Below are 26350 nucleotides of genomic sequence, written 5' to 3'. Positions count from 1 at the left end.
TTATGGCTAAACAACCGACAGCTTTAATCATTTTAGATGGTTTCGCTAATCGTGAAAGTGAACATGGTAATGCTGTAAAACAAGCGCATAAACCAAATTTTGACCGCTATTACAGTAAATACCCAACTACACAAATTGAAGCAAGTGGTTTAGACGTAGGTCTTCCAGAAGGCCAAATGGGTAACTCAGAAGTTGGTCATATGAACATTGGTGCAGGACGTATTGTTTACCAAAGTTTGACACGTATCAATAAATCAATCGCAGATGGCGATTTCTTTGAAAATGATGTGTTAAATAACGCCGTGCAACATGTTAATGAGCATGATTCTGTATTACATGTCTTTGGATTACTATCTGATGGTGGTGTACACAGTCATTACCAACATTTATTTGCATTGTTAGAACTTGCTAAACAAAAAGGTTTAGATAAAGTTTATGTACATGCATTCTTAGACGGTCGTGACGTAGACCAAAAATCAGCACTAAAATACATTGAGGACACAGAAGCTAAATTTAAATCATTAGGTGTAGGTGAGTTCGCATCTATTTCTGGCCGTTATTACGCTATGGACCGTGATAAACGTTGGGACCGTGAACAAAAAGCATATAATGCTATCCGTAACTTTGAAGGGCCTGCTTATGCTTCAGCAAAAGAAGGCGTTGAAGCTAACTACGCTAATGATTTAACAGATGAATTTGTTGAGCCATTTATTGTTGAAGGTCAAAATAATGGCATCAATGATGGAGATGCAGTTATCTTCTTCAATTTCCGCCCTGATAGAGCAGCTCAGTTGTCAGAAGTATTTACTAATAAAGCATTTGATGGCTTTAAAGTAGAACAAGTTAAAGATTTATTCTACGCAACATTTACTAAATATAATGACAATGTAGATGCTGAAGTTGTCTTCGAGAAAGTGGATTTAACAAATACAATTGGTGAAGTTGCTCAAAATAATAACTTAAAACAATTACGTATTGCTGAAACTGAAAAATATCCACATGTAACGTACTTCATGAGTGGTGGACGTAATGAAGAATTTGAAGGTGAGCGTCGTCGTTTAATCGATTCACCAAAAGTAGCGACTTACGATTTAAAACCAGAAATGAGTGCGTATGAAGTTAAAGATGCGTTATTAGAAGAGTTAGATAAAGGTGATTTAGATTTAATTATCTTAAACTTTGCTAATCCTGATATGGTTGGACATAGTGGTATGTTAGAACCAACTATCAAAGCAATTGAAGCAGTGGATGAATGCTTAGGTGAAGTTGTTGATAAAATCTTAGACATGAATGGTTATGCAATTATTACAGCTGACCATGGTAACTCTGACGAAGTATTAACAGATGATGATCAACCAATGACTACTCATACGACTAATCCGGTTCCTGTTATTGTAACTAAAGAAGGCGTTACATTACGTGAAACTGGTCGTCTAGGAGATTTAGCACCAACACTATTAGATTTATTAAATGTAGATCAACCATCAGACATGACTGGTGAATCACTTATTAAACACTAAAAATTAGTCCAGTTATAAATGGTAAGAATATTGAAATCCCTAATACGATATTTGAAACTTTAGGGATTCAGTCCTTATCTGATATAAATATTTTATTTAAAGATTAAATCAAGCTATAATAGCTTTAGAATCTAAATTAAAGGAGATTTTTCACATGCCAATTATTACAGATGTTTATGCTCGCGAAGTCTTAGACTCACGTGGTAACCCAACAGTTGAAGTTGAAGTATTAACTGAAAGCGGTGCTTTCGGTCGTGCATTAGTACCATCAGGTGCTTCTACAGGTGAACACGAAGCAGTTGAATTACGTGATGGAGATAAATCACGTTATAGCGGTAAAGGTGTTACTAAAGCTGTTGAAAATGTTAACGAAATTATTGCACCAGAAATCGTTGAAGGTGAATTTTCAGTATTAGATCAAGTATCTATTGATAAAATGATGATTCAATTAGACGGTACACCTAACAAAGGTAAATTAGGTGCAAACGCTATTTTAGGTGTATCTATCGCAGTTGCACGTGCAGCAGCAGACTTATTAGGTCAACCTTTATACAAATATTTAGGTGGATTCAACGGTAAACAATTACCAGTTCCTATGATGAACATCGTTAATGGTGGTTCTCACTCAGACGCACCAATCGCATTCCAAGAATTCATGATTTTACCAACAGGTGCAGAATCATTCAAAGAAGCATTACGTTGGGGTGCTGAAATCTTCCATAACTTAAAATCAATCTTAAGTGAACGTGGTTTAGAAACAGCAGTAGGTGACGAAGGTGGTTTCGCTCCTAAATTTGAAGGTACTGAAGATGCTGTAGAAACAATCATTAAAGCTATCGAAAAAGCAGGTTACAAACCTGGCGAAGATGTATTCTTAGGATTCGACTGTGCCTCATCTGAATTCTACGAAAATGGTGTATATGATTACACTAAATTCGAAGGTGAACATGGTGCGAAACGTAGCGCAGCTGAACAAGTTGACTACTTAGAAGAATTAATTGGTAAATACCCAATCATCACTATCGAAGATGGTATGGATGAAAATGATTGGGACGGTTGGAAACAATTAACTGATCGTATTGGAGATAAAGTTCAATTAGTAGGTGACGATTTATTCGTAACTAACACTGAAATCCTTTCTAGAGGTATTGAACAAGGTATTGGTAACTCAATCTTAATCAAAGTTAACCAAATTGGTACTTTAACAGAAACTTTCGAAGCAATCGAAATGGCTCAAAAAGCTGGCCATACTGCAGTAGTTTCTCACCGTTCAGGTGAAACAGAAGATACTACAATCTCTGATATAGCAGTAGCTACTAATGCTGGTCAAATTAAAACTGGTTCATTATCAAGAACTGACCGTATTGCTAAATACAATCAATTATTACGTATTGAAGATGAATTATTTGAAACTGCTAAATTCGATGGTATCAAATCATTCTACAATTTAGACAAATAAGTCTAATAATTTAACCTATTTAAAACAATAATAGAGTTCACGCTTATGTATTACCTGTCACAGAGTTGAGACTGTGGCAGGTTTTTTAAATTATTAAACAATGTAAGTGATTAACTAAATTGTAAAATCATAATGACAAAATCATTAATGCAACTTTTATCACATATATCTAACCTACTAATGATTTTTAACGAACATGGAACAGATTTAATTTAGGTATACAAACTGATATAATAGTTATGTATATAAAAGAAGGAGAAATAAAGATGGAGAATCAACTTAATCAACCTAGTCAAAGAGAACGCAATGCAGGTAAATTAATAGGCTACAGTTCTTTAATTTTATGTATTTTATTGATCATCCATAACTTTATTGCACTAGATACGTTAACTGCTAAGACACTATTATCACAGGCAGGACAGAAAGCAAGTGATAGTGCAGTAGCTAATATATTAAATAGCTTTAGATATACTGGCATTATGTATATTTTGGCATATTTAGCAGGTGTCATTGCATTATGGAATCGACATAAATATCTGTGGTGGTTTATGTTTGCAGTCTATGTTTCAAATGTATTATTTACATTAGTAAACGTAACTATGGTTATAAATGCGATAATAACAGCTAAATCAGTGTTGTTTATTATTCCTATTATAATCGTAATTGTGGGCTCTACAGTATTAGCATTATACATGCTAGTTATTTCAATCATTCGTAAGAGTACTTTTAATCGATAGTCATTGATTATAAAGACTAGTATATGATATAATTCGGAACGTATATAATGAATGGAGGACAATTTTCATGCATACACTTTTTATAGTACTCTTAATTATTGATTGTATTGCATTAATCACTGTTGTATTACTCCAAGAAGGTAAAAGTAATGGACTTTCAGGTGCTATTAGTGGTGGCGCAGAACAGTTATTTGGTAAACAAAAACAACGTGGCGTCGATTTATTCTTGCATAGATTAACAATTATTTTAGCAGTCATTTTCTTTTTAATAATGATTGGTATCAGTTACTTTGGTTTATAAGGTCCGACGATGTTAATGTCGGGCTTTTTTATTTATAATGAATAGTGACGGACGACGTCATTGATATTTAGTCAGGAGACCTAAGGTCCGATTTAAATAATGTATATTTCCGAGATAATAAGGGAATACTTAGTTAAATATAATATTAATACGAAGCATTGTATTTGAATTAAAAATATAACGCAAGAATAATTTTGAGATAATGATGGAAGAGGGATTTTAAATGCAAATTAAATTACCACAACCGTTTTTCTTTGAGGAAGGGAAACGAGCAGTCTTGCTTCTACATGGATTTACAGGTAATTCATCAGACGTAAGACAATTAGGAAGATTCCTACAGAAGAAAGGTTACACTTCTTATGCGCCTCAATACGAAGGGCATGCTGCATCACCTGAAGAAATTCTAAAATCAAGCCCACATGTGTGGTTTAAAGATGTGCTTGATGGTTATGATTATTTAGTGGATCAAGGCTATGAAGAAATTGCCGTAGCAGGCTTATCTCTCGGTGGTGTATTCGCATTGAAATTGAGCTTAAATCGTTCTGTAAAGGGTATTGTAACTATGTGTGCACCCGCTGAAGGTAAAACGCAAGGTGCGATATACAAAGGCTTTTTAGAATATGCACGAAACTTCAAAAAATATGAAGGCAAAGATCAAGCAACGATTGATAAAGAAATGGAAGACTTCCATCCTACTGAAACGTTAAAAGAGTTAAGCGAAACATTAAATAACGTTAGAAACGAAATCGATGAAGTGTTAGATCCAATTTTAGTAGTACAAGCTGAAAATGATGAAATGATTAATCCTCAATCAGCAAATTATATATATGAGAATGTCGACTCAGATGAAAAAGACATCAAATGGTATGCAAATTCAGGACATGTCATTACAATCGATAAAGAAAAAGAACAAGTATTCGAAGATGTATACAGTTTCTTAGAATCTTTAGATTGGTCTGAATAATAAATTTAAAAATATTAAACGAAAGAAGAAAGGAGGGGCATGATGAATTTAAAGCAATCCATTGAAGAAATCATAAAGCAGCCTGATTACGAACCGATGTCGGTATCTGATTTTCAAGATGCTTTAGGTCTTAATAGTGCCGACTCGTTTAGAGATTTAATAAAGGTGCTAGTAGAACTTGAACAAGCAGGTTTAGTTGAACGAACTAAAACAGATAGATACCAACGCAAACAATCGCATAAAAGTTCGAATTCTAAGTTGATTAAAGGGACGTTAAGTCAAAATAAGAAGGGCTTTGCATTCCTACGTCCTGAACAAGAAGATATGGATGATATCTTTATTCCACCAACTAAGATTAATCGTGCATTAGATGGTGATATAGTTATTGTAGAAATACAGAATTCTAAAGGTGAGCATAAAGGTAAAATTGAAGGCGAAGTTAAATCAATCGAGAAACATTCTGTCACTCAAGTAGTCGGTACCTATAGTGAAGCGAAACATTTTGGTTTTGTTATCCCAGATGATAAACGTATTATGCAAGACATTTTCATACCGAAAGGTCAAAGTCTTGGTGCGGTAGATGGTCATAAAGTACTCGTTCAAATTACGAAGTATGCAGATGGTACAGATAATCCTGAAGGACATATATCTGCGATTCTAGGCCATAAAAATGACCCAGGAGTAGATATCTTATCAATCATTTATCAACACGGTATCGAAATCGAATTCCCTGATAATGTATTGAAAGAAGCCGAAGCGGTTCCTGAAGAGATTAAGCTTGATGAAATTAAAGGTCGTACAGACTTGCGTGACGAGTTAACGATTACCATTGATGGTGCAGACGCAAAAGACTTAGACGATGCTATTAGTGTAAAAAAATTAAAAAATGGTCACACTGAATTAACTGTAAGTATTGCGGATGTTAGCTACTATGTTAAAGAAGACTCAGAACTTGATAAAGAAGCTTACGATAGAGCGACAAGTGTTTATTTAGTAGACCGTGTTATTCCAATGATTCCACACCGTTTAAGTAACGGTATTTGTTCATTGAACCCAGAAGTCGATCGCTTAACACTAAGTTGTCGCATGGAAATCAATGAACGAGGCGAAGTGGTTAATCATGACATTTTTGATAGTGTAATCCATTCTAATTACAGAATGACATATGATGCGGTTAATCAAATTATAACTGAAAAGGACCATGACGTACGTAAGCAATATCAAGAAATTACACCAATGCTTGATTTAGCACAAGATTTATCAAATCGTTTAATCCAAATGCGTAAACGTCGTGGTGAAATTGACTTTGATATTAGTGAAGCTAAAGTGTTAGTGAATAACGAAGGCTTACCAACTGATGTGGTTTTACGTGAGCGAGGCGAAGGTGAACGTTTAATTGAATCATTTATGCTAGCTGCTAACGAAACGGTTGCAGAACATTTCAATAAACTTGAAGTTCCTTTCATTTACCGTGTTCACGAACAACCTAAATCAGATCGATTAAGACAGTTCTTCGACTTTATTACAAACTTTGGAATTATGATTAAAGGTACAGGTGAAGATATTCATCCTTCAACATTACAATCTATCCAAGAAGAAGTTGAAGGTCGTTCTGAACAAATGGTTATCTCAACAATGATGTTACGTTCAATGCAACAAGCACATTATGATGATACAAACTTAGGTCACTTCGGTTTATCAGCGGAATACTATACACATTTTACATCACCTATTAGACGTTATCCGGACTTAACAGTTCATCGTTTAATTCGAAAATATCTCATCGATAATTCAATGAATAACAAAGAATTACACAAATGGGAAGATAAATTACCTGAATTAGCTGAGCACACGTCTCAACGTGAACGTCGTGCAATTGAAGCAGAACGAGATACTGATGAATTGAAAAAAGCTGAGTATATGATTCAACATATCGGTGATGAATTTGAAGGTATTGTAAGCTCTGTTGCAAATTTCGGTATGTTTATCGAACTACCTAACACAATTGAAGGTATGGTTCATATTTCAAATATGACAGATGATTATTATCAATTTGATGAACGCCAAATGGCACTTATTGGTGAGCGCCAAGCAAAAGTATTCCGTATTGGCAATCAAGTTACAGTGAAAGTCACACATGTCGATGTAGATGAACGAATGATTGATTTCCAAATTGTTGGTATGCCATTGCCAAAAAATGATCGGAGTCAACGACCATCGAGAGGTAAAACGATTCAAGCTAAAACACGTGGCAAATCTTTAGATAAATCAAAAGATGATGATCATAAAGGCAAGAAGAAAAAACGCAAGCAACGAAAAGGTAAAAACCAACGTAGTCGTGATAAACAAGGTAAAACGAATCACAAACCATTCTATAAAGATAAAAGTGTGAAGAAAAAATCACGTCGTAAGAAAAAATAATCAGCAAAGAGGTGACACAGATTAATGGCTAAGAAGAAAACGAAATCACCCGGTACACTAGCTGAAAACCGTAAAGCCAGACATGATTATAATATTGAAGATACAATTGAAGCGGGTATTGCTTTAAAGGGAACAGAGATTAAATCTATTCGTCGTGGTAGTGCCAATTTGAAAGATAGCTATGCGCAAGTTAAACGTGGCGAGATGTTCATTAATAATATGCACATTGCACCTTATGAGGAAGGTAACCGTTTCAATCATGACCCTTTACGTTCTAGAAAGTTATTACTTCATAAGAAGGAAATTATTAAACTTGGCGAACGTACGAGAGAAATTGGCTATTCACTTATTCCATTAAAACTTTATTTAAAACATGGTCAATGTAAAGTCTTATTAGGCGTAGCACGTGGTAAGAAAATACATGATAAACGTCAAGCTTTAAAAGATAAAGCAATGAAACGTGATGTTGATCGTGCAATCAAAGACCGTTATTAAGCGTGTTTGTTGCTTAATCTGGTGCTATTTGGTATGATAACTGATGTTGTGAATAAAAAAATACGTTAGATAGAGAGTGAAGTAGGATTCTTTCGATTGTGTTATTTCACTTTAGTATGAATGACTAGAACTAAGAATTGCTTTATATTGCTTTCTTAGTTCAGTCAGTCACTACGTATTGTAATGATTTATAAATTTTATTACGGGGGCGTTTTTGGATTCGACAGGGGTCCCTCGAGCACATTAAGCGTGTCGGAGGGTTGTCTCCGACATCAACACATTTCAGTAAATATAACTGACAAATCAAACAATAATTTCGCAGTAGCTGCGTAATAGCACTCTGCATCGCCTAACAGCATCTCCTACGTGCTGTTAACGCGATTCAACCCTAGTAGGATATGCTAAACACTGCCGTTTGAAGTCTGTTTAGATGAAATTTAATCAAACTAGCATAATACTGGTTGTCTGTTGCTTACTATTATGCGAAATTCATCAATAGACTACACACGTAGAAAGATGTGTATCAGGACCTCTGGACGCGGGTTCGAATCCCGCCGTCTCCATTATATAGCCTGCAACCCATGTGGTTGTGGGTTTTTTGTTTTTGTTGCCACAGTATTGCCCCAAAATTGCCATACAAAAAATGGCTCTATAATAAATAGGAATTAAAAGATAGACTGAAAAATTTAAATCAACGCGATGATTATTATTTGTTATTATAGTTGAAAGATAATAAAATTAATGGCTTAAGTGGTATGTGTAAAATGTTGTTTTTTTTAAAGTGGAGAATATATGAGGGTTTTAGCATTTGTCATTAATTCTAATTATTGAAAAAAGGTTACGGCTCATTTTTTACTTAATAAAGGAGAGAGTTTAGTATGTACATTGGGATGTAAAGTACTTACCCTGAATAGTGGTATAAAGGAAGAAAGAAAAAATGCTCATTCTTTTTATACAAGTAATGGTTTAGATAGAAAAGTATTTGGATTCGTTAAATATTTATTATAATAAGTGACAGAAGGTGGATTAATAAATTTGTTGCGTCAGTAATATTGATAGAAAAAACAAGCATTTACGTTTCAATTAAAGAAGCATGTAAATGCTTGTTTTGCTATTAGTTATCGTTGATTTTTTTACCATCTGTACGATCTGATTCGCCTTTATCTTTGTGAACCTTAGGGTTGTCTTTTTTGTGAGTACTTTTCTTAACATTATCTACTGAATCATCATTGTTACCACATGCCCCTAATAGTAAAAAACTTGAGAGTAGTACAAAAGCTACTTTCTTCATAAGTGTCACCCTTTATTTAATTATATTTAATATCTAATTGATATAAATATTATTACTATAAGTATGTCACACTTTTCTAAAAATTCAACAGTTAATAATATTTGATAATTTAAATTAAAAAATACCGGGATAAGTCGAAAAGTTGATTATCCCGGTAAAAGTAATTGTATTAATTAATTTATATATTGATTATACTAATTAGTTTGCACTATTATTTGATTCATCTGTATTAGTCTCAGTTGCTTCTTCGCCATTGTCAGATTGTTCAGCGGAGCTATTTTCTGAATATGTCTGTGTTTGATTTTCATTAGACTGATTATCAGTACTTGAACTATCCTCTGTAGAAATATTTCCGTTTGAACCGCTATTATCATCATTGTCATTACTATTTCTATTACTTTGATTATAGTTTTGATTTGTGTCGTTTGCTTGATTCGCATTTTGATTATTATTAGAAGAAGTATTATTTTGATTGTTTACAGTATTATCTTGTGTAGTATCTTGTTGAGTAGAAGGTGCTTCGTTATTTGATTCTTCAGTTGTTGGTTGCTCTTGTTGTGAGCTTTGTTGTTCTTGAGTATTTAATTCTTCATTAGTTGATGTTTCTTCAGAACGATTTTGTTCTTCTTGAGTAACATTATTATCATCTTTGTCGTCCATTTTTTTGTCTTTTTTCTTTTTATCTTTAGATGATTTATCCTCTTTAGATTGCTTATCTTTAGATTGAGTTGCTTGATTTTTAGATGGATTATTACTTTCAATCATTTTATGAATGCCTAAAGCAAGTATACTTAGTAGAATAATCGTAATAGCCATCGCAAAATATTTAAAATAATTCTTATTTTTAAATACTGCCACAATAGCGAACAAGATTAATATAATCGCAATAATTAGTAATACCGTGCCTGTATAGAACAACAGTTTCTCCATACGCTACCTCCATTAAATTTACATCATTAATTGTATTGTACTACACATATAATATAATACATATTACCTTGTAGTTAACATCTAATTACTATTTAAAAACAGTAGTGTAAACGTATAATTAATCAAGCTATTTCACCTTATCGAAAATGCTAATCTCTTTATGCTCTTTACTTACAGATACATATAAGTTTTCATCGTTAAGTTGTGCTTCGTTTGATGTTTGATTTAAGTTAATTTCAGCTAATATTTTGAAAGATCCATTATGATAAGGTTCAACAATAGATATTTCATTCGCATGTTCTTGAATCATCAAATGTCTTTGTGATTGATTATCTATTTTCCAGTTAGTCATATATTCACCTTTTTCGTAAAAATAAAACTGGAAGTAGGACAGAATTTTTTAATTCGTTCCACTTCCAGCTTGGTTCGCTTGTAGAATTTCTTAGGGAAATTCTCTTTGTTGGGGCTCCGCCCGCAAGGATGACTTGAAATGAAAAAGCATAATTTAAGCACCTTTTCAGTTCAATCAGCTACTACGAAATTGCAAAATAGCATCATTATTTTACTTATGCCCTAGGCCCAGTAGTTTAACTATTTAAAACTTTGCTCTATTTCTGTAAAAGCTTTGTTAGTAACGCTAATGTCATCAATTCTATCTGCTGTAAGTTGTCCTTCAAGATAACCATGATCGATTAGAACTTTACAATTCTCTAAAAAATCATCGTATTCACGATCACAGAAATAATCATCTTGTGCTTTTATACTATCTCCAAAATAATTCGCTTCACTTTCAGATTGCCCTTCATTAGAACGTTCCATGTATAATTTATAAAATTTAGCTATCGTATATTTTTGTTCTTGAGTTAATGAATCTAACATGACATGTTCCCCCTCACTATAATACGTTATACCCAAATTAAATATGATTGAAAACGTAGTGTAGAGGTTAATAAACTACTGTGCATCTTCAATGCCTTTATTAACTGCTTTAGCGAATTTGTAAAATGTATGTGTGTAATTGTCTGGGTTCTTTCTTGTATTTTGATCTAATTGTTTATCCTTAAAGAATAATGCTCTTTGTCCAGTAGTTAATTCAAGTTGAACGCCTGAATCATTATCACTTCTATTAATAATATTAGATGATGATGTCGCTTCAATACCTTTAGGGCTCTTTTGAACAGTGAAACCTCTATTTTTTAATGATTTTGTGATAGATTTCGCTAATTTTTTATCCTTACCGCCAACGTAAACAATAGGGTCTTCACCAGAATAGCCATGAATGGATATTGTCTCATCTGAGTGGTCTAACATTTTTAATAGTGTCGGTTCATCAAACACAGTTGAAGTGATATGCAAGCGTTCGTTATGCTTTGGCATTAATCCTTCGAATGTGTAAAAATCATATTCACCTATATTGGCCACACGACGTGCAAGTTCAGTTGTACCTGGTTCAATACCTCCGCCATGTATCGCTGTGACAAGCATGTGATTATCTTTACGATTTTTCGTTTTAATACGCCAATCTTTACCTTCTGTTGTGTTTTCTTTTAGCTCTTCGAAATTTGAATAATAATCTAATGAACGATTTTGTTTATCTTCACGTGTTTTATAAAGTATAAATGCAATAGCTATAATAGTAATAATTAAGACAGAAATAAAAATATAATATAATTTAGAATACCAGTTTTTTCTTTTTCTCATATGACCTTCCTTTATATTGATTTTAATAATAAAAATGTGTAATTTAACTTTTATATTATAAATTATATTACTGATAACCTCAAATATTGTTTAATTTAGAAAAATAAGTAAATAATTGAAATAAGGAGGAATGAAAGTGACGAAAATAACAATTCAATCAGCGAAGCCTCACCATAATGAAGGGGGTCAGTTAATTTACTCGGCAATAGATGACATGGCTAAAATTATATTAGGTAAGTCAAGTGATAATGAAATTATTGGTGACTTACAACAACTTTGGAATAATCGTGCGAATCGCTTTAGTCATGATATGTCATTTGTAGCTCTTGATGATAATCAAGTGCTTGGAGCTATTACGTGCAATCCTTTAAAACAGATTGATAAAGCGATGACGCCAACAGTACTTCAAATTATTTCAATGAATAAGTTGAAACCTTTCTTATCAATCATCTCACATCCGAAGTCCTTTTATTCACTTGTAACGATGGACGAGGGTAATGAAGATGAATACCATATTAGTATGCTAGCGACTATGCCTAATGCAAGGGGAAAAGGAGTAGGACAACAATTATTAAATTTTGCTGAACAAAAAGCTAAAGAATCAGGCTTCAGTAAACTTTCATTAACAGTAGTACAAGATAATGATGTAGCATTGAAACTATATCAAAAAATGGGATTTGAAATTGTTGGAGAAATTAATAGAAAACCGTATTATTTATATCAAATGAGAAAAGAAGTAAAATAGAGAGAGGCATAGTCACATCACATATTTAACATGTGATAGCTTGCCTCTCTCTAAGTCCAATGAACTTTATTAATTATTCTTATATTTATCGTATTTACCGTTAGCTATATCTTGTTCTCGTTGTTGTATTGTTTGATAAACTTCTTCAGCATCATCACCATCATAATAGCCTTGTTCAATTGCATGCTTAGTTTGAATCTCTCCAGAAGATAAACCGCCGTTATATTTTTTTCTCAAAGCATCTACGTATTCATCCTCATTAGTTGCAGCGTTGATTTCTGCATTTGGATCGTCTATGTTTTCTTCTTCTGAAGACTGGTTAGACTGATCATAAACAGATTTTTCTTGACCACTTTCCACGCGTAGTGAACTTGCATAAGCTTCACTTGCAGGGCCTTCCATTACATTACCTTGTGGAATAACACCATTTGCAACTGCACTATTATATGCAGCAATTTTATCTATTTCAGAGTAATTGTTGCTGTTAATAACTGCTTCTAATGTGGCACGGTCAGTTATATTATGAATATCGATTTGCTTTGCATTCTGAGAATTCGAATTAGAAGTGTATTGCTGTTCGTTGGAAGAACTGTCTTCATTGCTTTGATCAGTAGATTCATCATCGCTTTCTGCATCATATTTTGATGACTTAGAATCAGAATGTTGATCATTTTTCTTTTTAGTATCATCATTCTCTTTTTTATTCTGTGAGGAAGATTTAGATTTAGAATGATCTTCTTCCTTATCTTCATTCGAAAAACTACAACCAGTTAATATAAAAAGACCTAATAATAATGTAAATAAAACTTTTTTCAATATAGTCACTCCTAAATTTAATATAATATTATTTTATAACGAAATGACTAGTAAATGTTTTAAATTTTTGAAAATATTTTAAAAGATATATTTACATAAATTATAAGGTAAGTTCATTATTATTTTACAAAATAATGGTAAATATGAAGTGAATAGGATGTGAGATAACATGGATAAAAAATTATTAAAAAAGTACTTTGATAATAATGATTTTAAAGCAATTGCGATTGTAGTGGGTTCTAAAAAAATGGTGTTAGAAAATGATATTCATCTAGATTATGAAAATGAAATTATTATCTATCCTTTAAAAAATTGTACGCGTATTATCCCGTTTAGCTCTATTTCTTATATTGATTTATTAGAAGAAAATGAGCATTTCATAAATTATTTCAAGGAAACTGTCTAGCGAAAAAAGAGTAGCTATTTCAAAGCTACTCTTTTTACTATGGATATTTAATATTGTTTAACTAATTTGAGTTGATAATTTTTCGTGAAATTATCTACAAGCGCGTATGGAGAAATGATGAGTAAGCCATGTTCGTTAATTGAATTTTTACTTACGCCATATTTATAAGCTTGATAAATAATCTTAGTACAGTATGTAAATCTTTCACTTTTAAGATTTAAAGTGACTAGATATGTCTTATCTGTATCTTTATAGTGTTCTTCAGCCCATTTAGCGGCTCTCTCTCCAGCTCCAGGCATAGAACAACGATAGATTTTAATCCAATCATCTTTGCCTTCACCAAATCGTTGTTTGAAAGAATGGAACGACTCTGTAATAGGTTTGTCCCCAGGGCCTTCTATTTGTAAAACGGTATCGTGATCAAGTGCGATACTAGAATGACCAAAGAAACCATATAAAACTGGGCCCTTAGTAAGTATAATATCACCTGGCTGTAAATCAAAATCATCTTCAGTTGATGAAAGTGGATTAGAGTTACTCGTATAAGCTAATAAGTGTGTTGGAAAAGTTATAAGAATTATCAGTGTAACAAATAATATTTTTATAAATGGAGAAATTGAATATTTCACTTTGATACTCCTTAGAAATTAATAAATCATATTTGATGAGTTATTAATGAATATTACATATAGATATAAATAAAAAAGAACAAAAATAACAGTGTCATTTTGTTCTTTAATTCTACGCTATAATATACCAAATATGAATACGTAGATGAGTAAAGCAAATCCAAAAATATAAAATATTACGGTAAAACCTAAATAGGATTCTTTACGTTCTTCTTTTTTAGATTTAAGTAATAAGCCCAATATAATTGAGGCTGCTATTACAAAAATGATACCAAGCCATAACAATATAGTTAAATGCAAACTCATGTGTAAGCCTCCTAAATTTATATTAAAAGAATGTATATACTATAGGATAAATGTAGTATAAAAGCATAGCAATATTGATTAGAAAAATAACTTCGCTAACCAGGTTCTTGCAAATGAGCGCAGTACTTAAGCTTAGTACAATTGTGATACCACTAATTGTAAGTCCTGGAATTAGCCAGAAGAAATCATCTAATTCTGCATTGTAAGTAACAATGATATTGAAACCCAAAAATAATAGCGTAATAAAAATATTTATCCAAAAAATTTTATTATTATTCATGGGTGTCACCTCTTATTAAATAGTAAAACTTTATATAATCATATCATTTATTGTATACCGGTAAAATGAGTTAATCAAAGTAATTGTATGTTTTTATCTTAATATTAGATTTTGTCAAAAATTTAGTTGCTAATATTGTAAAAGTGAGCAGTAATAAATATCAAACTTATATTTAATCTTCTTTATATACAAAAATGCCAACCAACTTAATGAAGCGGCTGACACAACATCCCTTATAACTTTTGATGAATGTTTTAATATTTATTTTCATTTTTGCATGAAGCTACGTAACTAAACAAATGAACTTCGATTTCTTCACCATATTGTAACAATTACGACAAGTTACCATCTTAATAAATAACAAATTTAGTGATTAATTATTGGGTAAATGATTTAATAATCTTAAACAGTATATTTAATGCAATGAGTTATATACTAGAAACAAGCAAAAGTTGCTAATTACATATTAAAGTTGAGTTATCTTATATGTTTAGACAATATTAATAATGAAATATTTTAAGAGAGATTAATTAAACTGAGGAGGGGAACTATGACATTCTATGATTTTGTAATTGGGTTTATAAACGATGATACACCTCTAGGAATTTTAGCTCAATATATTGAAAACGACTGTGAGTTTCCAAAACATGAACGAAATAACAAAGCTATTAGATCGTATGTTATGTCTAACTACGCCGATCATCAACTTATTGAAAGTACTAATAGAGCAATAAGTCTATATAAATTAATTTGAGTGAGCGTAATACCAATTTTGGGTGTTTAGCGCATTCCACACATCTTTAGTTTTAAAGTTAATTTCATTATCTTTTATTGAAAAAGGCTCAATAATATTTCTGTCCATCCAAGAATTAATTAATTCTTTTGGAACACCATCTAATAACATATCTGTTTTACTTATGATTAAACATTCCCAATCTAACGAGAGCTTATTTGGATTAACATAATTATATTGATTATGGTCGCTCATGAAAGACACTCCTTTTAGAATTGTGAATCTTATAATATTTTATACCCACCATGACGGGACTCAAACCACTTTATAAATTTTTTCTATGTTCTTGTTTTTGAAAATTAAAAAATTAATGTATACTATTACTCGAAAATACAATTGTACTTAGAACGGTTAATAACAAATAAAAGCGTTCAATTAATGTCAGTAATTTGAAACAAAAACTAAGTTTGAGGTGTATACAATGTCAAAAACACTTTATTTAATGAGACATGGACAAACAATGTTTAATTTACGAGGTAAGGTGCAGGGGGCAAGTGACTCTCCTTTAACAAGTTTAGGAACCTCTCAAGCCAAACAAGCTGGTCAATATTTTAACGAACATAATATTTCATTTGGAAATTTATATTCATCGAGCTCTGAACGCGCATGTGATACATTGGAATGCGTCGCACCAAACCAAGACTATAACCGTTTAAAGGGACTCAAAGAATGGCATTTTGGTATTTTAGAAGGCGAAAGTAATGATTTATTAAATGCAAATTATGATATTACAGATGCTTTTGGGGATCGTTTAGTAGTGTTTGACGGAGAGTCTAAAAATAAAGTAGAAGAACGTTTTATAGGTACATTAACTGAAATAATGCGCACATCAGATAGTGATTCGAATTTAGTTGTAAGTCATGGAACTACGATTGACGTATTTTTAAGAAAAGTTATTGGAGATACAGATGCAATTAATTACTTTATTGGCAATTGTCATATTCTAAAATTTGAATATAGAAATAATGAATTTCAGTTTATTGAAAAGATTGATCCAGAAAACGGAGAAATTACTAAACATGAAAATTAAAATATAGCAAATATAGATAGACACAAGTCAAAAAATAAAATAGTAACTCAACATTCTCTACAAGGTCAATTACTTGTAGAGGTTTTTTGCTTTTTAAATCTTCAAAACAGAAATGGCTAGAACCTAAAAACACTTATGATAAGTTATTTTAAGTTCTAGCCTGCTACTATTGTTTAGAAAAACACCTTTAAAATATGAGTTGATAAATTTTTTGAAGTATCATTAATGCAACAATTAAGATAATAATACTTGAAATTTTATTTAGTAAGATTAATAGATGACCTGATTTATCAAAATGACCTACAGTACGACCAGCAATAGATAGAAAGATAAACCATAGCCATGAAACGCTAATTGTCGCAACAGTGAAGGCTACCTTTCCTGAACCACCATAGGCAGAAGCGCTTGTACCTATTACGCCAATGGTATCCATAATTGCATGAGGATTAAGTAATGAAACAGAAAGTGCGAAGCTTATTTGATTTGCAGGTGAGATGCCACCTTGTTCATCAATATCACTACTTTGTTCATGCCACAATGTCCACGCCATATAAAGTAGAAATACTAATCCTATTATGTAAACAATCATTTGAAGTATTGGAAATGACATAAGTATAAGGGACACGCCAACCACTGCTAGTATGATGAGTAAAGAATCACATAAACCAGCTGTAATAACAGCAGGAAGTGCACGCCTAAATTTCGTTTGGTTAGCGCCTTGGTTAAAAACAAATATGTTTTGAGCGCCTAATGGTAGTATTAAGCCTATAGCTAACAATACTCCATGAAAAATAGCTTCTAACAATTTTATCCCCCTAGACTTAAGTATTTTTAAATTTTATAAAATCTGAAAATTTAGAATATATCAATTATTAAAGTGGCTATAAATTAAATGTCTAGAGAAAAATTTTTAATAGTATAGTTAAAATAAGGGATTAAACGATATCATACAACAGCCAATGAACATCGAAATATTCGTCACCAATTTTTGAAGACTTCGGTTCGAGACCCAAAGTTTCAAATCCTATAGATGAGAAAAAGATTTTACCACTAATGTTATTAGAAGTTACACAAGTCATCAATTTTTCAATGTTGCGAGATTTAGCGTGATCTATAGCAAATTGCATTAAATTTAAAATCGTACTTTCATCTTTTTTATCAAGTAAAAATAAATTCTCTATCATAGCTTTGTGCGAACTTCCAACTTGCTTTAATTGACGCAAAGTAACACATGCTACAAGTTTATCATCTTTAAAAGCACCGATAATATTACAAAATTCATCTTCATCGGATAGCATTTGTTTAAGATCTTCGTTTGAAAGATTTTCTAAATAGACTTTGTCCCACGAATAAGTGTGCGTGTTGCTGAATAATAGTTGAGTATAATGGTCTAAATCATTTTGATTTAGTATACGAATATTAGTCATCATGTCCTCCCATAACTGTCATAGTTTAACGTTTCTTACTTATATATATAATAGGTTAAAATCAAAAAACTTGGTATAAAAATGATTTTATAAAAAACTATTTGAGTTTTAATATGTATAAATGTTTTATAAAGTTAATTATTTACTGTATTTATAGAATAACTTAAATTTGAAAAATTCACAAAAAAAGAAAACACAAAAATCCTTGAAAAGATTTTTGTGTCTAAAAATTAGTATATGATTAAAAATAATCACATATTTATTTTATATATAAATTTAATCTACTACTTGAACATTTAAATCAACATCGATGTTACCACGAGTTGCTTTAGAATATGGGCAGAATTCGTGTGCATCTTGTAAATATTTTTCAGCGTCTTCTTGAGACAATACATTTTTAACTTTAGCATCAATCGCTACGCTTAATTTTGGGCTTTCCGCATCAGGATCGTCTTCAAGGCGAACAGTTAAAGTAACTTCTGGTTCAGCGTCACGTACTTTATTTTGTTTTAAGATAAGATCGAACGCACCATTGAAACATGAAGCGTAACCAGCAGCAAATAATTGCTCAGGGTTAGTTGCATTTCCGTCCGCTTGTTGTGGTGGTAATACATCTACATTTATTGCATTATCGTCAGTGTTTACATGTCCTTTACGTCCACCAACGTTAGTAGCTTTTGTTTCATATTGAACTGCCATTATTATTACCTCCTAAATTTGTATACATATATTATCTACCCATTTACATAATTTTAAATCATTGAATATTAATTTTATTGAAAAGTAAGTTACTCAAGGTTGGAGAGAGACAGCCAATAGTTTAAAATAAATACAAGTTAAATTGAGGAAGAAGGGATCATTATGACGAATGTTGAAGTGGCTGCCACAGTTGCTCCCAATCAATTACTGGATACATTAACAATAAATAATATCAAAGAATATAGTAATGATATTGATATAATCGAATTACGAATTGACCAATGGGAAGATCGACACCTTGAATTGCTTAAATCCAATTTAGAACAACTACAAGAATTAAATATAAACGCTAACGTCTTGGTAACGTATCGCACGGTCTCACAAGGCGGTAAAGGTGAAATGACATATGAAGCATACATGACATTATTAAAAGAAATTATTAAAAATCATCATTGCCCAATGATTGATATTGAATGGAATAGTGATTTTGATGTTTTCACGCATCGTGATTTAATTGACCTAGCACATCGATATAATAAACAAGTTGTTGTATCTTATCATAATTTTCAAGAAACACCTGATATAGATATTTTAAAATTCACATATTATAAAATGAATCAATTAAACCCAGATTATGTCAAAATAGCTGTCATGCCACAAGACAAAGAAGACGTAGCTACATTGCTTGAAGCGGTAGCAACAAGTGCCGACACTCTTGATGCTAAGGTGATTGGTATTTCTATGTCTAGTGTTGGCTTAGTTAGTAGAACAGCTCAAGGTGTGTTTGGAGGCACTGTATCCTATGGATGTTTAGGTGAGCCCCAAGCGCCTGGACAAATACATGTTAAAACTTTAAAACAACAACTATTATTTTATAGTAATCATTAAGATACATTTGAAATTAAGAGGTAAAGGTTTTATAATTGAGAAGAGTTATCAACAATAAGGAGCGATAATTGTGGAATTACAAGAGGCAATTGCTTCAAGAAGAAGTATAAAGAAATTCAAACATGATATGACAATAGATGATGATAAGCTTTATCAAGCGATTGAAAAAGCTGCAGATGCTCCAAACCATGGCATGCGAGAACCATGGAGAATTATCCATATAGCCAAAGATAGATTAGGTGAAATGAGCAGAGATGTAACGCATTTTGCATTTCCAAATCATCCTGAGAAACAAGAAGATCATTATAATAATGTGACTAATCTTGGTGGTATGTTAGTGTTAGTACTTAAAACTGACCCAAGACAACGACAAAATCGTGAAAACTTTTTTGCAATGGGTGCGTATGCTCAAAACTTAATGTTGCTATTACATGAACAAGGGATTGGTACATGTTGGAAGACACCACCATACATTTTTGAACCTAAAGTTCGTAAGGTATTTGGCGTTCATGGAGATGAAGTCATTGCAGGTTTCCTTTACCTAACAGATTTAGAAGAAGTGCCACCAAAAGCACCGCGTAAAAACAAACATTTAATTTCAAAATACTAGAATTAATAAAGACGGCTGGACAAATAAATGTCTCAACCGTCTTTATTATTACACGGGCATAGCTAACAGAACTGAGAAAGCATCTATAACAAACTTTATTCAGTTCTAGTCATCTATGCCAGAATAGTATCATCAAATTAATTTTTCAAATTAGATAACTATTCTATATCCTATTTATTAAATGTTTCTGATAAGAATGATTCTACTTGTTCAGGTGATTTAGCATTAGCAGAGTGTAAATGCGCAAGTTTATTGCCATTTTCAAATACTAATAAGCTAGGAATACCCATTACATCATTATCTGCAGCTACATCTTCGAGTTCATCACGGTTAACAGTATACCAATCATAGTCATTATATTTTTCGACGATTGGATCAATCCACATGTCCATAGATTTACAATCAGGACACCAACCAGCTTCAAATTTTACGATAACTGGTTTATCGCTTTCAATTGTTGATTTAAACGCATCAGTTGTATTAATACTTTGCATAATAAACGCTCCTTTAGATAATTACTAAATGTATTATAACGAATAATTTCCTTTAATTAAAAAATTAAGCTTAAAATATAGAGCGTTTACATAGATTATCTGATATATTTAAATTAAGACAGAATAGGAGGTTACATCTGAATGATTAAATTTTATCAATATTCAAATTGCACAACTTGTAAAAAAGCCGCAAAATTTTTAGATACACATGGCGTAAGTTACGAACCAATTGATATTGTACAACACACACCAACTAAAAAAGAGTTTGAAGAAATTATCGATAAAACAGGTGTAGAGGTTAATAAATTATTTAATACCCATGGTGCTAAATATAAAGAACTAGGGTTAAAAGATAAATTAAAAGATTTATCAACTGATGAAAAATTAAATTTATTAGCTTCAGATGGCATGTTAGTTAAACGACCATTAGCTATTGCTGGAGATAATATCACATTAGGATTTAAAGAAGATCAATACAAAGAAATTTGGTTATAGTTTAAAATTACAAATTCTAATTATATAAATTATTGTAACTTTTTGTTTTAATAGTTGAATGAAAACTTACGGTATGGCATCATTAAATTGTAATTAATTTTAGGAGGGGATTCTCGTGGCAGTACCGAGCGAATTAAAATATTCTAAAGAACATGAATGGGTAAAAGTTGAAGGCAACACAGTAACAATTGGTATTACTGAATACGCACAAGGTGAATTAGGTGATATCGTATTCGTTGAATTACCAGAAGTTGATGACGAAATCAACGAAGGGGATACTTTTGGTAGTGTAGAATCAGTTAAAACTGTTTCTGAATTATATGCGCCAGTATCTGGTAAAGTTGTTGAATCAAATGAAGAATTAGAAGATAGTCCTGAGTTTGTTAACGAATCACCATATGAGAAAGCATGGATGGTTAAAGTTGAACTTAGCGATGAAAGCCAATTAGATGATTTATTATCAGCTGATCAATACAAAGAAATGATTGGTGAATAATTAATTTAAACTCCTTGATTGCGGTCATGGAGTTTTTATTTTGCCTATTTTTTGTAAATAATAATCAACAAATTTTAAAATTTATACTTTGTTGATATAAAATGTTAAGTAATCGTAAATAATGTTTAATCTATTAGCGTTATGTGAAAAAGTAACTGATTGTTTATTATCGACTTAGAAGGTGGATTATCATGGCAATTTTAAATAAAGTTATTATTGTTGAAGGCAAATCTGATAAGAAGAGAGTACAACAAGTCATCGCTGAACCTATAAATATTATTTGTACGCATGGTACAATGAGTATTGATAAATTAGATGACATGATTGAAACATTATATGAAAAGCAAGTCTTTGTTCTAGCAGACTCAGATGACGAAGGTGAAAAGATAAGAAAATGGTTTAAACGTCATCTTAGCGAATGTGAACATATCTATGTGGATAAAACATTTTGTGAGGTAGCTAGATGCCCAAAGAATTATCTTGCGCATGTATTGAGTAAACATGGTTTTACAGTTCGTAAAGAGAAACGTCTAATTCCTAATTTAACGACTGAAAGGTTAGTAATCATGCATGAGTAAATCTGTAGAAATAGAAGATATTTGTGAGAATTTTAATAAAGAAAAACATCTAATTTTTGGATACACACCGATGTGTGGTACTTGTAAAATGTCAGAGCGAATGCTAGATATTGCGAATGAAATACTACAATTACCCGTTAAAAAAATCGATTTGAATTACCATCCTAAATATAGTGAGCGTAACAAAATTATGTCAGTTCCTGTTCTAATAGTAATGAATAAAGATATAGAAATAGATAGAATCTATGCTTTTCAATCTGTTCCTTATTTGTTAGAAAAGTTAAAATAATTATTGACGAAATTATAGTGCAATGGTAGGATATAAATTAATTAAATAGTGCGAAAATTCTTATCAAGAGAGGTGGAGGGATGTGCCCTATGAAGCCCGGCAACCGTCTAGTTATAGAAATGGTGCCAATTCACATAAAGTTGATTACTTTAGAAGATGAGAGAAAGATGAATCAATGCTTTCTCAACTTTGCTAAAGTGAGAAAGCATTTTTTAATTACATAATGATTTTTAAGGAGGCACTAAACGTGATTGAGTTAAATCAAGTTGTAAAACGTTATCACACTAAAGATAAAGATGTACTAGCAGTTGATAACGTTAACTTAAATATAGAAACGGGCTCTATTTTCGGAGTTATCGGATTCTCTGGTGCTGGTAAAAGTACGTTAATCAGAATGTTCAATAATTTAGAAGAACCTACTTCTGGCGATATTATTATAGATGGCGATAATATTAACAAACTTTCAAAAGCAGAATTAAGAAGAAAACGACAAAAAGTAAGTATGGTATTCCAACACTTTAATTTATTATGGTCACGAACAGTACTTCGAAATATCACGTTCCCTTTAGAAATTGCAGGGTATTCTAAAACCAAAGCAAATGAAAGGGCGAAAGAATTAATTGACCTTGTTGGTTTAAATGGCAGAGAAAATGCTTATCCATCAGAATTATCAGGTGGGCAGAAACAACGTGTGGGTATTGCAAGAGCTTTGGCTAATGAACCTGACGTCCTCTTATGTGACGAAGCTACAAGCGCATTAGATCCACAAACAACAGATGAGATTTTAGACCTACTGCTAAAAATTAAAGAACGTGAAAACCTTACAATCGTGATTATCACTCATGAAATGCATGTTATCAGACGTGTTTGTGATGAAGTAGCCGTTATGGAAAGTGGACGTGTAATTGAGCAAGGTAAAGTAACGCAAGTATTTGAAAATCCACAACATGAAGTTACAAGACGATTTGTGAAAGATGATTTGGATGATGATTTTGAAGAATCAATCAAACATCTAGAACCATTAGATTCAGATGCATACATTGTTAGACTTAATTTCAATGGTGGTAATACGACTGAACCAGTTGTATCTTACATAAGTAAAACGCATAACATTGATATAAATATTCTTGAAGCAAACATAAAAAATACCCGTGGTGGTTCTGTCGGGTTCTTGGTGGTTCATATTCCACATATTGCTGAAACAGAGTTTGAGACATTTAAAGAAGATTTACATCAGCAACATGTAAATGTGGAGGTGGTTAAGCATGGATAAATCTTATGGTGATATTTTTAAAGAGATGATTACAATGCCTAACGTCCAATGGCCTGAAGTATGGCAAGCCATTTATGAAACATTATATATGACTGTAGTTTCAACTATTTTCGCATTTATTTTTGGATTGATTTTAGGAGTATTATTATTCTTATCAGCTAAGAGTAATTCTAAAGGTGCTAGAGTCTTTTATAGCATCGTTTCATTTATTGTTAACTTATTCCGAGCGATTCCATTTATCATTTTAATCTTGTTATTAATTCCATTTACAAGTGTGATCCTTGGAACAATAAGTGGTCCAACTGGTGCCTTACCAGCTCTAGTTATTGGTGCAGCACCATTCTATGCAAGATTAGTAGAAATTGCCTTCAAAGAAATAGATAAAGGTGTTATCGAAGCGGCTTGGTCAATGGGAGCTAGTACTTGGACAGTTGTCCGAAAAGTATTACTACCTGAGGCAATGCCAGCACTAGTTTCAGGTATTACTGTAACAGCAATCGCATTAGTTGGTTCTACTGCAATTGCAGGTGTAATTGGTGCAGGTGGTTTAGGTAACTTAGCTTACTTAACAGGTTTCACTCGTAACCAAAACGATGTCATTTTAGTTTCAACTGTATTTATTTTAATTATCGTATTTATAATTCAATTTATTGGGGATTGGATTACAAATAAAATTGACAAACGCTAAAAGAAAAGAGGAATGATTCAATGAAAAAACTTTTAAGCTTATTTTTAGTATTAACATTAACAGTCGTTTTAGCAGCTTGTGGTAATGGTAGTGGGGATAAAGATAAAAAAATTGTTGTAGGCGCATCTCCAGCACCTCACGCTGAAATTCTTGAAAAGGCTAAACCTTTACTTAAAAAGAAAGGCTATGACTTAGAAATTAAAACAATTAATGATTACACTACGCCAAACAAATTATTAGATAAAGGTGAATTGGATGCTAACTATTTCCAACATGTACCTTATTTAAAAACTGAAAGTAAAGAAAAAGGATACAAAATTGAAGACGCAGGTAAAGTTCACTTAGAACCAATGGCTGTTTACTCTAAAAAATATAAAAGTTTAAAAGACCTTCCTAAAGGTGCAACAGTTTATGTATCAAATAACCCAGCTGAACAAGGACGTTTCTTAAAATTCTTTGTTGATGAAGGATTAATTAAAATTAAAAAAGGTGTAAAAATCGAAGATGCTAAATTCGAAGATATCACTGAAAACAAAAAAGACATTAAATTCAACAGTAAACAATCAGCAGAATATCTTCCAAAAATCTATCAAAATGAAGATGTAGATGCTGCAATCATCAACTCTAACTATGCGATTGATCAAGGCTTAAGCCCTCAAAAAGATTCAATTGCTATTGAAAAACCAAATAACAACCCTTATGCTAACTTAATCGCAGTTCAAAAAGGACATAAAGATGATGAAAAAATTAAAGCTTTAATTGAAGTGTTACAATCTAAAGAAATCCAAGATTTCATTAAAGACAAATATAAAGGTGCAGTTGTACCAGCGAAATAATAATGAAAGAAACTCCGTAACCATTTTGATTACGGAGTTTCTATTATTTAGAAAGATTTTCTGTCCTTATACAATATACCGACGCCTTGTCCACCAGATCCCATTGTATAATCAAATTTAATAACTTCGATATACGGGTTCTCCTCTAAAAAGCGATTTACTTTTTTAGTTAAACCACTTTCAGTCATAGCGGTAAAATTAATAAATTTCATCATATACCCCCTTTAATTTTATTGTTACAGTGTCATTATATAAGAATTATTCAATAGAATGAAAATATTCTATAATATATAAAATTTATGAATAAGGTGTTTAATGATAAGATTATAGGGGTATTTAATCATTAAGTGAAGATACAGACAATCAAGGAGGAATTTTAAATGGCTGAAGATAAATTTGAACAAGCAAAAGGTAACTTAAAAGAAACTGTTGGTAACGTAACTGACAATAAAGATTTAGAAAAAGAAGGTCAAAACGATAAAGCTTCTGGTAAAGCCAAAGAAGCAGTTGAAAACGTTAAAAATAAAGCTAACGACCTTATCGATAAAGTAAAAGGTAATAACGATAACAAATAATTTGTCTATATCATAAAGAGTCTGGGACATAAACCCTAGAGAAATAGCCAGTAAATGAGTTTTAACAAATTCATTTACTGGCTTCTTTATTTACAATACTCCGTATTGTTGGCTCGCTTTCTTAGGGGACAGCTTCAGCCTGTAGTCTTCAGCTTGTCCTGTTCCCTCAAGAGTCTCG

Annotated in this window: 36 protein-coding genes, 1 other RNA gene and 1 riboswitch; of the genes, 22 read left to right on the top strand and 15 right to left on the bottom strand. The window is 31.9% G+C overall.

The window, feature by feature from the left end; genetic code table 11:
* Positions 1–2 precede the first annotated feature (2 nt).
* The 8 genes from gpmI (at position 3) to ssrA (ending at position 8463) form a co-directional block, all read left to right on the top strand.
* Positions 3–1520, top strand: coding sequence for a 2,3-bisphosphoglycerate-independent phosphoglycerate mutase (gpmI, locus tag AC1RRU_RS04975; RefSeq protein WP_016930997.1), 1518 nt, complete (start codon positions 3–5; stop codon positions 1518–1520).
* Positions 1521–1674: 154 nt separating this feature from the next.
* Entirely contained in the window at positions 1675–2979 is a 1305-nt protein-coding gene (eno, locus tag AC1RRU_RS04970; RefSeq protein WP_493196460.1) for a surface-displayed alpha-enolase, read from the top strand.
* 266 nt (positions 2980–3245) lie between these two features.
* Positions 3246–3716 (top strand): hypothetical protein, encoded by a 471-nt coding sequence (locus AC1RRU_RS04965; protein WP_016930998.1) that lies wholly within the window; start codon positions 3246–3248, stop codon positions 3714–3716.
* A gap of 67 nt (positions 3717–3783) precedes the next feature.
* A complete protein-coding gene (gene secG, locus AC1RRU_RS04960; RefSeq protein ID WP_011276371.1) occupies positions 3784–4017 on the top strand; it encodes a preprotein translocase subunit SecG in 234 nt (77 codons plus the stop codon).
* Between the two features lie 223 nt (positions 4018–4240).
* Entirely contained in the window at positions 4241–4981 is a 741-nt protein-coding gene (locus AC1RRU_RS04955) for an alpha/beta hydrolase (RefSeq protein ID WP_016930999.1), read from the top strand.
* A gap of 42 nt (positions 4982–5023) precedes the next feature.
* On the top strand, positions 5024–7402 hold the full coding sequence (rnr, locus tag AC1RRU_RS04950; protein WP_016931000.1) for a ribonuclease R: 2379 nt from the start codon (positions 5024–5026) through the stop codon (positions 7400–7402).
* Between the two features lie 24 nt (positions 7403–7426).
* Positions 7427–7897, top strand: coding sequence for an SsrA-binding protein SmpB (gene smpB, locus AC1RRU_RS04945; RefSeq protein ID WP_011276368.1), 471 nt, complete (start codon positions 7427–7429; stop codon positions 7895–7897).
* Between the two features lie 204 nt (positions 7898–8101).
* Positions 8102–8463: a transfer-messenger RNA gene (ssrA, locus tag AC1RRU_RS04940) on the top strand.
* A 548-nt stretch (positions 8464–9011) separates the two neighbouring features.
* On the opposite strand, the gene AC1RRU_RS04935 is transcribed toward ssrA, so the two are convergent.
* From AC1RRU_RS04935 to AC1RRU_RS04915, 5 genes are all read right to left on the bottom strand, one after another.
* Entirely contained in the window at positions 9012–9188 is a 177-nt protein-coding gene (locus tag AC1RRU_RS04935) for a hypothetical protein (RefSeq protein WP_016931001.1), read from the bottom strand.
* A gap of 198 nt (positions 9189–9386) precedes the next feature.
* On the bottom strand, positions 9387–10118 hold the full coding sequence (locus tag AC1RRU_RS04930) for a hypothetical protein (RefSeq protein ID WP_016931002.1): 732 nt from the start codon (positions 10116–10118) through the stop codon (positions 9387–9389).
* A gap of 127 nt (positions 10119–10245) precedes the next feature.
* A complete protein-coding gene (locus AC1RRU_RS04925; protein WP_016931003.1) occupies positions 10246–10470 on the bottom strand; it encodes a hypothetical protein in 225 nt (74 codons plus the stop codon).
* A gap of 239 nt (positions 10471–10709) precedes the next feature.
* Positions 10710–10997, bottom strand: coding sequence for a hypothetical protein (locus AC1RRU_RS04920; protein ID WP_016931004.1), 288 nt, complete (start codon positions 10995–10997; stop codon positions 10710–10712).
* A gap of 75 nt (positions 10998–11072) precedes the next feature.
* The gene (locus AC1RRU_RS04915) at positions 11073–11819 is read right to left on the bottom strand and encodes a poly-gamma-glutamate hydrolase family protein (protein ID WP_016931005.1); all 747 of its coding nucleotides are present in this window, start codon (positions 11817–11819) and stop codon (positions 11073–11075) included.
* Positions 11820–11955: 136 nt separating this feature from the next.
* Between AC1RRU_RS04915 and AC1RRU_RS04910 the strand changes: the two genes are divergently transcribed.
* Positions 11956–12564: a GNAT family N-acetyltransferase gene (locus tag AC1RRU_RS04910; protein ID WP_016931006.1), complete on the top strand. Its 609-nt coding sequence runs from the start codon at positions 11956–11958 to the stop codon at positions 12562–12564.
* A gap of 69 nt (positions 12565–12633) precedes the next feature.
* Here the strand turns inward: AC1RRU_RS04910 and AC1RRU_RS04905 are convergent, their stop codons facing one another.
* A complete protein-coding gene (locus AC1RRU_RS04905) occupies positions 12634–13389 on the bottom strand; it encodes a hypothetical protein (protein ID WP_308902642.1) in 756 nt (251 codons plus the stop codon).
* A gap of 160 nt (positions 13390–13549) precedes the next feature.
* Here AC1RRU_RS04905 and AC1RRU_RS04900 point away from each other — a divergent pair, with 160 nt between their 5' ends.
* Complete coding sequence (locus AC1RRU_RS04900) at positions 13550–13786, top strand: hypothetical protein (protein ID WP_016931008.1); 237 nt, start codon at positions 13550–13552, stop codon at positions 13784–13786.
* Positions 13787–13833: 47 nt separating this feature from the next.
* On the opposite strand, the gene lnsA is transcribed toward AC1RRU_RS04900, so the two are convergent.
* The 3 genes from lnsA to tsaA all read right to left on the bottom strand — a co-directional run bounded on the left by lnsA (position 13834) and on the right by tsaA (position 15001).
* A complete protein-coding gene (gene lnsA, locus AC1RRU_RS04895) occupies positions 13834–14391 on the bottom strand; it encodes a lipoprotein N-acylation protein LnsA (protein WP_301401055.1) in 558 nt (185 codons plus the stop codon).
* Between the two features lie 141 nt (positions 14392–14532).
* On the bottom strand, positions 14533–14721 hold the full coding sequence (gene tsaT / locus AC1RRU_RS04890; protein WP_011276326.1) for a type II toxin-antitoxin system toxin TsaT: 189 nt from the start codon (positions 14719–14721) through the stop codon (positions 14533–14535).
* A gap of 22 nt (positions 14722–14743) precedes the next feature.
* Positions 14744–15001, bottom strand: coding sequence for a type II toxin-antitoxin system antitoxin TsaA (gene tsaA, locus AC1RRU_RS04885; RefSeq protein WP_016931010.1), 258 nt, complete (start codon positions 14999–15001; stop codon positions 14744–14746).
* A gap of 550 nt (positions 15002–15551) precedes the next feature.
* Between tsaA and AC1RRU_RS04880 the strand changes: the two genes are divergently transcribed.
* Positions 15552–15755 (top strand): sterile alpha motif-like domain-containing protein, encoded by a 204-nt coding sequence (locus AC1RRU_RS04880; RefSeq protein ID WP_016931011.1) that lies wholly within the window; start codon positions 15552–15554, stop codon positions 15753–15755.
* On the opposite strand, the gene AC1RRU_RS04875 is transcribed toward AC1RRU_RS04880, so the two are convergent.
* Positions 15747–15989, bottom strand: coding sequence for a hypothetical protein (locus AC1RRU_RS04875; RefSeq protein WP_011276324.1), 243 nt, complete (start codon positions 15987–15989; stop codon positions 15747–15749). The genes AC1RRU_RS04880 and AC1RRU_RS04875 overlap by 9 nt on opposite strands.
* Positions 15990–16215: 226 nt before the next feature.
* Between AC1RRU_RS04875 and AC1RRU_RS04870 the strand changes: the two genes are divergently transcribed.
* On the top strand, positions 16216–16824 hold the full coding sequence (locus AC1RRU_RS04870; RefSeq protein WP_016931012.1) for a histidine phosphatase family protein: 609 nt from the start codon (positions 16216–16218) through the stop codon (positions 16822–16824).
* A gap of 187 nt (positions 16825–17011) precedes the next feature.
* On the opposite strand, the gene AC1RRU_RS04865 is transcribed toward AC1RRU_RS04870, so the two are convergent.
* From AC1RRU_RS04865 to AC1RRU_RS04855, 3 genes are all read right to left on the bottom strand, one after another.
* Positions 17012–17629 (bottom strand): LysE/ArgO family amino acid transporter, encoded by a 618-nt coding sequence (locus AC1RRU_RS04865; RefSeq protein ID WP_016931013.1) that lies wholly within the window; start codon positions 17627–17629, stop codon positions 17012–17014.
* 130 nt (positions 17630–17759) lie between these two features.
* A complete protein-coding gene (locus AC1RRU_RS04860; protein WP_016931014.1) occupies positions 17760–18251 on the bottom strand; it encodes a GNAT family N-acetyltransferase in 492 nt (163 codons plus the stop codon).
* Between the two features lie 276 nt (positions 18252–18527).
* Positions 18528–18950: an organic hydroperoxide resistance protein gene (locus AC1RRU_RS04855; RefSeq protein WP_016931015.1), complete on the bottom strand. Its 423-nt coding sequence runs from the start codon at positions 18948–18950 to the stop codon at positions 18528–18530.
* Positions 18951–19112: 162 nt separating this feature from the next.
* Here AC1RRU_RS04855 and aroD point away from each other — a divergent pair, with 162 nt between their 5' ends.
* Positions 19113–19838 carry a type I 3-dehydroquinate dehydratase gene (gene aroD / locus AC1RRU_RS04850; RefSeq protein ID WP_016931016.1) on the top strand — a complete coding sequence of 242 codons (726 nt, stop codon included), beginning with the start codon at positions 19113–19115 and terminating at the stop codon, positions 19836–19838.
* 70 nt (positions 19839–19908) lie between these two features.
* On the top strand, positions 19909–20448 hold the full coding sequence (locus tag AC1RRU_RS04845) for a nitroreductase family protein (protein WP_011276318.1): 540 nt from the start codon (positions 19909–19911) through the stop codon (positions 20446–20448).
* Positions 20449–20618: 170 nt separating this feature from the next.
* Here AC1RRU_RS04845 and AC1RRU_RS04840 read toward each other — a convergent pair whose 3' ends face one another.
* On the bottom strand, positions 20619–20942 hold the full coding sequence (locus tag AC1RRU_RS04840; RefSeq protein ID WP_011276317.1) for a thioredoxin family protein: 324 nt from the start codon (positions 20940–20942) through the stop codon (positions 20619–20621).
* A gap of 141 nt (positions 20943–21083) precedes the next feature.
* On the opposite strand from AC1RRU_RS04840, the gene AC1RRU_RS04835 reads away from it, so the two are divergent.
* From AC1RRU_RS04835 to AC1RRU_RS04805, 7 genes are all read left to right on the top strand, one after another.
* The gene (locus AC1RRU_RS04835) at positions 21084–21437 is read left to right on the top strand and encodes an arsenate reductase family protein (protein WP_011276316.1); all 354 of its coding nucleotides are present in this window, start codon (positions 21084–21086) and stop codon (positions 21435–21437) included.
* 115 nt (positions 21438–21552) lie between these two features.
* On the top strand, positions 21553–21933 hold the full coding sequence (gene gcvH / locus AC1RRU_RS04830; RefSeq protein WP_011276315.1) for a glycine cleavage system protein GcvH: 381 nt from the start codon (positions 21553–21555) through the stop codon (positions 21931–21933).
* A 191-nt stretch (positions 21934–22124) separates the two neighbouring features.
* On the top strand, positions 22125–22511 hold the full coding sequence (locus tag AC1RRU_RS04825) for a toprim domain-containing protein (protein WP_011276314.1): 387 nt from the start codon (positions 22125–22127) through the stop codon (positions 22509–22511).
* Positions 22504–22800 (top strand): thioredoxin family protein, encoded by a 297-nt coding sequence (locus AC1RRU_RS04820; protein ID WP_011276313.1) that lies wholly within the window; start codon positions 22504–22506, stop codon positions 22798–22800. Before AC1RRU_RS04825 ends, AC1RRU_RS04820 begins: the two co-directional genes overlap by 8 nt.
* A 57-nt stretch (positions 22801–22857) precedes the next feature.
* Positions 22858–22963, top strand: a riboswitch (SAM riboswitch).
* A gap of 84 nt (positions 22964–23047) precedes the next feature.
* Positions 23048–24073 (top strand): methionine ABC transporter ATP-binding protein, encoded by a 1026-nt coding sequence (locus AC1RRU_RS04815; RefSeq protein WP_011276311.1) that lies wholly within the window; start codon positions 23048–23050, stop codon positions 24071–24073.
* Positions 24066–24761 (top strand): methionine ABC transporter permease, encoded by a 696-nt coding sequence (locus AC1RRU_RS04810; RefSeq protein WP_011276310.1) that lies wholly within the window; start codon positions 24066–24068, stop codon positions 24759–24761. The genes AC1RRU_RS04815 and AC1RRU_RS04810 overlap by 8 nt, the downstream gene beginning before the upstream one ends.
* A 20-nt stretch (positions 24762–24781) precedes the next feature.
* The gene (locus tag AC1RRU_RS04805; RefSeq protein WP_011276309.1) at positions 24782–25597 is read left to right on the top strand and encodes a MetQ/NlpA family ABC transporter substrate-binding protein; all 816 of its coding nucleotides are present in this window, start codon (positions 24782–24784) and stop codon (positions 25595–25597) included.
* Positions 25598–25644: 47 nt separating this feature from the next.
* Here the strand turns inward: AC1RRU_RS04805 and AC1RRU_RS04800 are convergent, their stop codons facing one another.
* Complete coding sequence (locus AC1RRU_RS04800) at positions 25645–25809, bottom strand: hypothetical protein (RefSeq protein ID WP_016931019.1); 165 nt, start codon at positions 25807–25809, stop codon at positions 25645–25647.
* A gap of 168 nt (positions 25810–25977) precedes the next feature.
* Between AC1RRU_RS04800 and AC1RRU_RS04795 the strand changes: the two genes are divergently transcribed.
* Positions 25978–26172, top strand: a complete 195-nt coding sequence (locus tag AC1RRU_RS04795; protein ID WP_011276307.1) for a CsbD family protein — start codon at positions 25978–25980, stop codon at positions 26170–26172.
* Positions 26173–26350 lie beyond the last annotated feature (178 nt).

Source organism: Staphylococcus sp. GW821-FHT11H10 (assembly GCF_058807855.1).
This window is presented reverse-complemented; position numbering and strand designations above follow the sequence as displayed.

Coding starts and splice junctions, on each gene's coding strand:
- gpmI (WP_016930997.1), top strand. CDS start 3: ATGGCTAAACAACCGACAGCTTTAATCATTTTAGATGGTTTCGCTAAT.
- eno (WP_493196460.1), top strand. CDS start 1,675: ATGCCAATTATTACAGATGTTTATGCTCGCGAAGTCTTAGACTCACGT.
- AC1RRU_RS04965 (WP_016930998.1), top strand. CDS start 3,246: ATGGAGAATCAACTTAATCAACCTAGTCAAAGAGAACGCAATGCAGGT.
- secG (WP_011276371.1), top strand. CDS start 3,784: ATGCATACACTTTTTATAGTACTCTTAATTATTGATTGTATTGCATTA.
- AC1RRU_RS04955 (WP_016930999.1), top strand. CDS start 4,241: ATGCAAATTAAATTACCACAACCGTTTTTCTTTGAGGAAGGGAAACGA.
- rnr (WP_016931000.1), top strand. CDS start 5,024: ATGAATTTAAAGCAATCCATTGAAGAAATCATAAAGCAGCCTGATTAC.
- smpB (WP_011276368.1), top strand. CDS start 7,427: ATGGCTAAGAAGAAAACGAAATCACCCGGTACACTAGCTGAAAACCGT.
- AC1RRU_RS04935 (WP_016931001.1), bottom strand. CDS start 9,188: ATGAAGAAAGTAGCTTTTGTACTACTCTCAAGTTTTTTACTATTAGGG.
- AC1RRU_RS04930 (WP_016931002.1), bottom strand. CDS start 10,118: ATGGAGAAACTGTTGTTCTATACAGGCACGGTATTACTAATTATTGCG.
- AC1RRU_RS04925 (WP_016931003.1), bottom strand. CDS start 10,470: ATGACTAACTGGAAAATAGATAATCAATCACAAAGACATTTGATGATT.
- AC1RRU_RS04920 (WP_016931004.1), bottom strand. CDS start 10,997: ATGTTAGATTCATTAACTCAAGAACAAAAATATACGATAGCTAAATTT.
- AC1RRU_RS04915 (WP_016931005.1), bottom strand. CDS start 11,819: ATGAGAAAAAGAAAAAACTGGTATTCTAAATTATATTATATTTTTATT.
- AC1RRU_RS04900 (WP_016931008.1), top strand. CDS start 13,550: ATGGATAAAAAATTATTAAAAAAGTACTTTGATAATAATGATTTTAAA.
- tsaT (WP_011276326.1), bottom strand. CDS start 14,721: ATGAGTTTGCATTTAACTATATTGTTATGGCTTGGTATCATTTTTGTA.
- tsaA (WP_016931010.1), bottom strand. CDS start 15,001: ATGAATAATAATAAAATTTTTTGGATAAATATTTTTATTACGCTATTA.
- AC1RRU_RS04880 (WP_016931011.1), top strand. CDS start 15,552: ATGACATTCTATGATTTTGTAATTGGGTTTATAAACGATGATACACCT.
- AC1RRU_RS04875 (WP_011276324.1), bottom strand. CDS start 15,989: ATGAGCGACCATAATCAATATAATTATGTTAATCCAAATAAGCTCTCG.
- AC1RRU_RS04870 (WP_016931012.1), top strand. CDS start 16,216: ATGTCAAAAACACTTTATTTAATGAGACATGGACAAACAATGTTTAAT.
- AC1RRU_RS04860 (WP_016931014.1), bottom strand. CDS start 18,251: ATGACTAATATTCGTATACTAAATCAAAATGATTTAGACCATTATACT.
- AC1RRU_RS04855 (WP_016931015.1), bottom strand. CDS start 18,950: ATGGCAGTTCAATATGAAACAAAAGCTACTAACGTTGGTGGACGTAAA.
- aroD (WP_016931016.1), top strand. CDS start 19,113: ATGACGAATGTTGAAGTGGCTGCCACAGTTGCTCCCAATCAATTACTG.
- AC1RRU_RS04840 (WP_011276317.1), bottom strand. CDS start 20,942: ATGCAAAGTATTAATACAACTGATGCGTTTAAATCAACAATTGAAAGC.
- AC1RRU_RS04835 (WP_011276316.1), top strand. CDS start 21,084: ATGATTAAATTTTATCAATATTCAAATTGCACAACTTGTAAAAAAGCC.
- AC1RRU_RS04825 (WP_011276314.1), top strand. CDS start 22,125: ATGGCAATTTTAAATAAAGTTATTATTGTTGAAGGCAAATCTGATAAG.
- AC1RRU_RS04820 (WP_011276313.1), top strand. CDS start 22,504: ATGAGTAAATCTGTAGAAATAGAAGATATTTGTGAGAATTTTAATAAA.
- AC1RRU_RS04810 (WP_011276310.1), top strand. CDS start 24,066: ATGGATAAATCTTATGGTGATATTTTTAAAGAGATGATTACAATGCCT.
- AC1RRU_RS04805 (WP_011276309.1), top strand. CDS start 24,782: ATGAAAAAACTTTTAAGCTTATTTTTAGTATTAACATTAACAGTCGTT.
- AC1RRU_RS04800 (WP_016931019.1), bottom strand. CDS start 25,809: ATGAAATTTATTAATTTTACCGCTATGACTGAAAGTGGTTTAACTAAA.
- AC1RRU_RS04795 (WP_011276307.1), top strand. CDS start 25,978: ATGGCTGAAGATAAATTTGAACAAGCAAAAGGTAACTTAAAAGAAACT.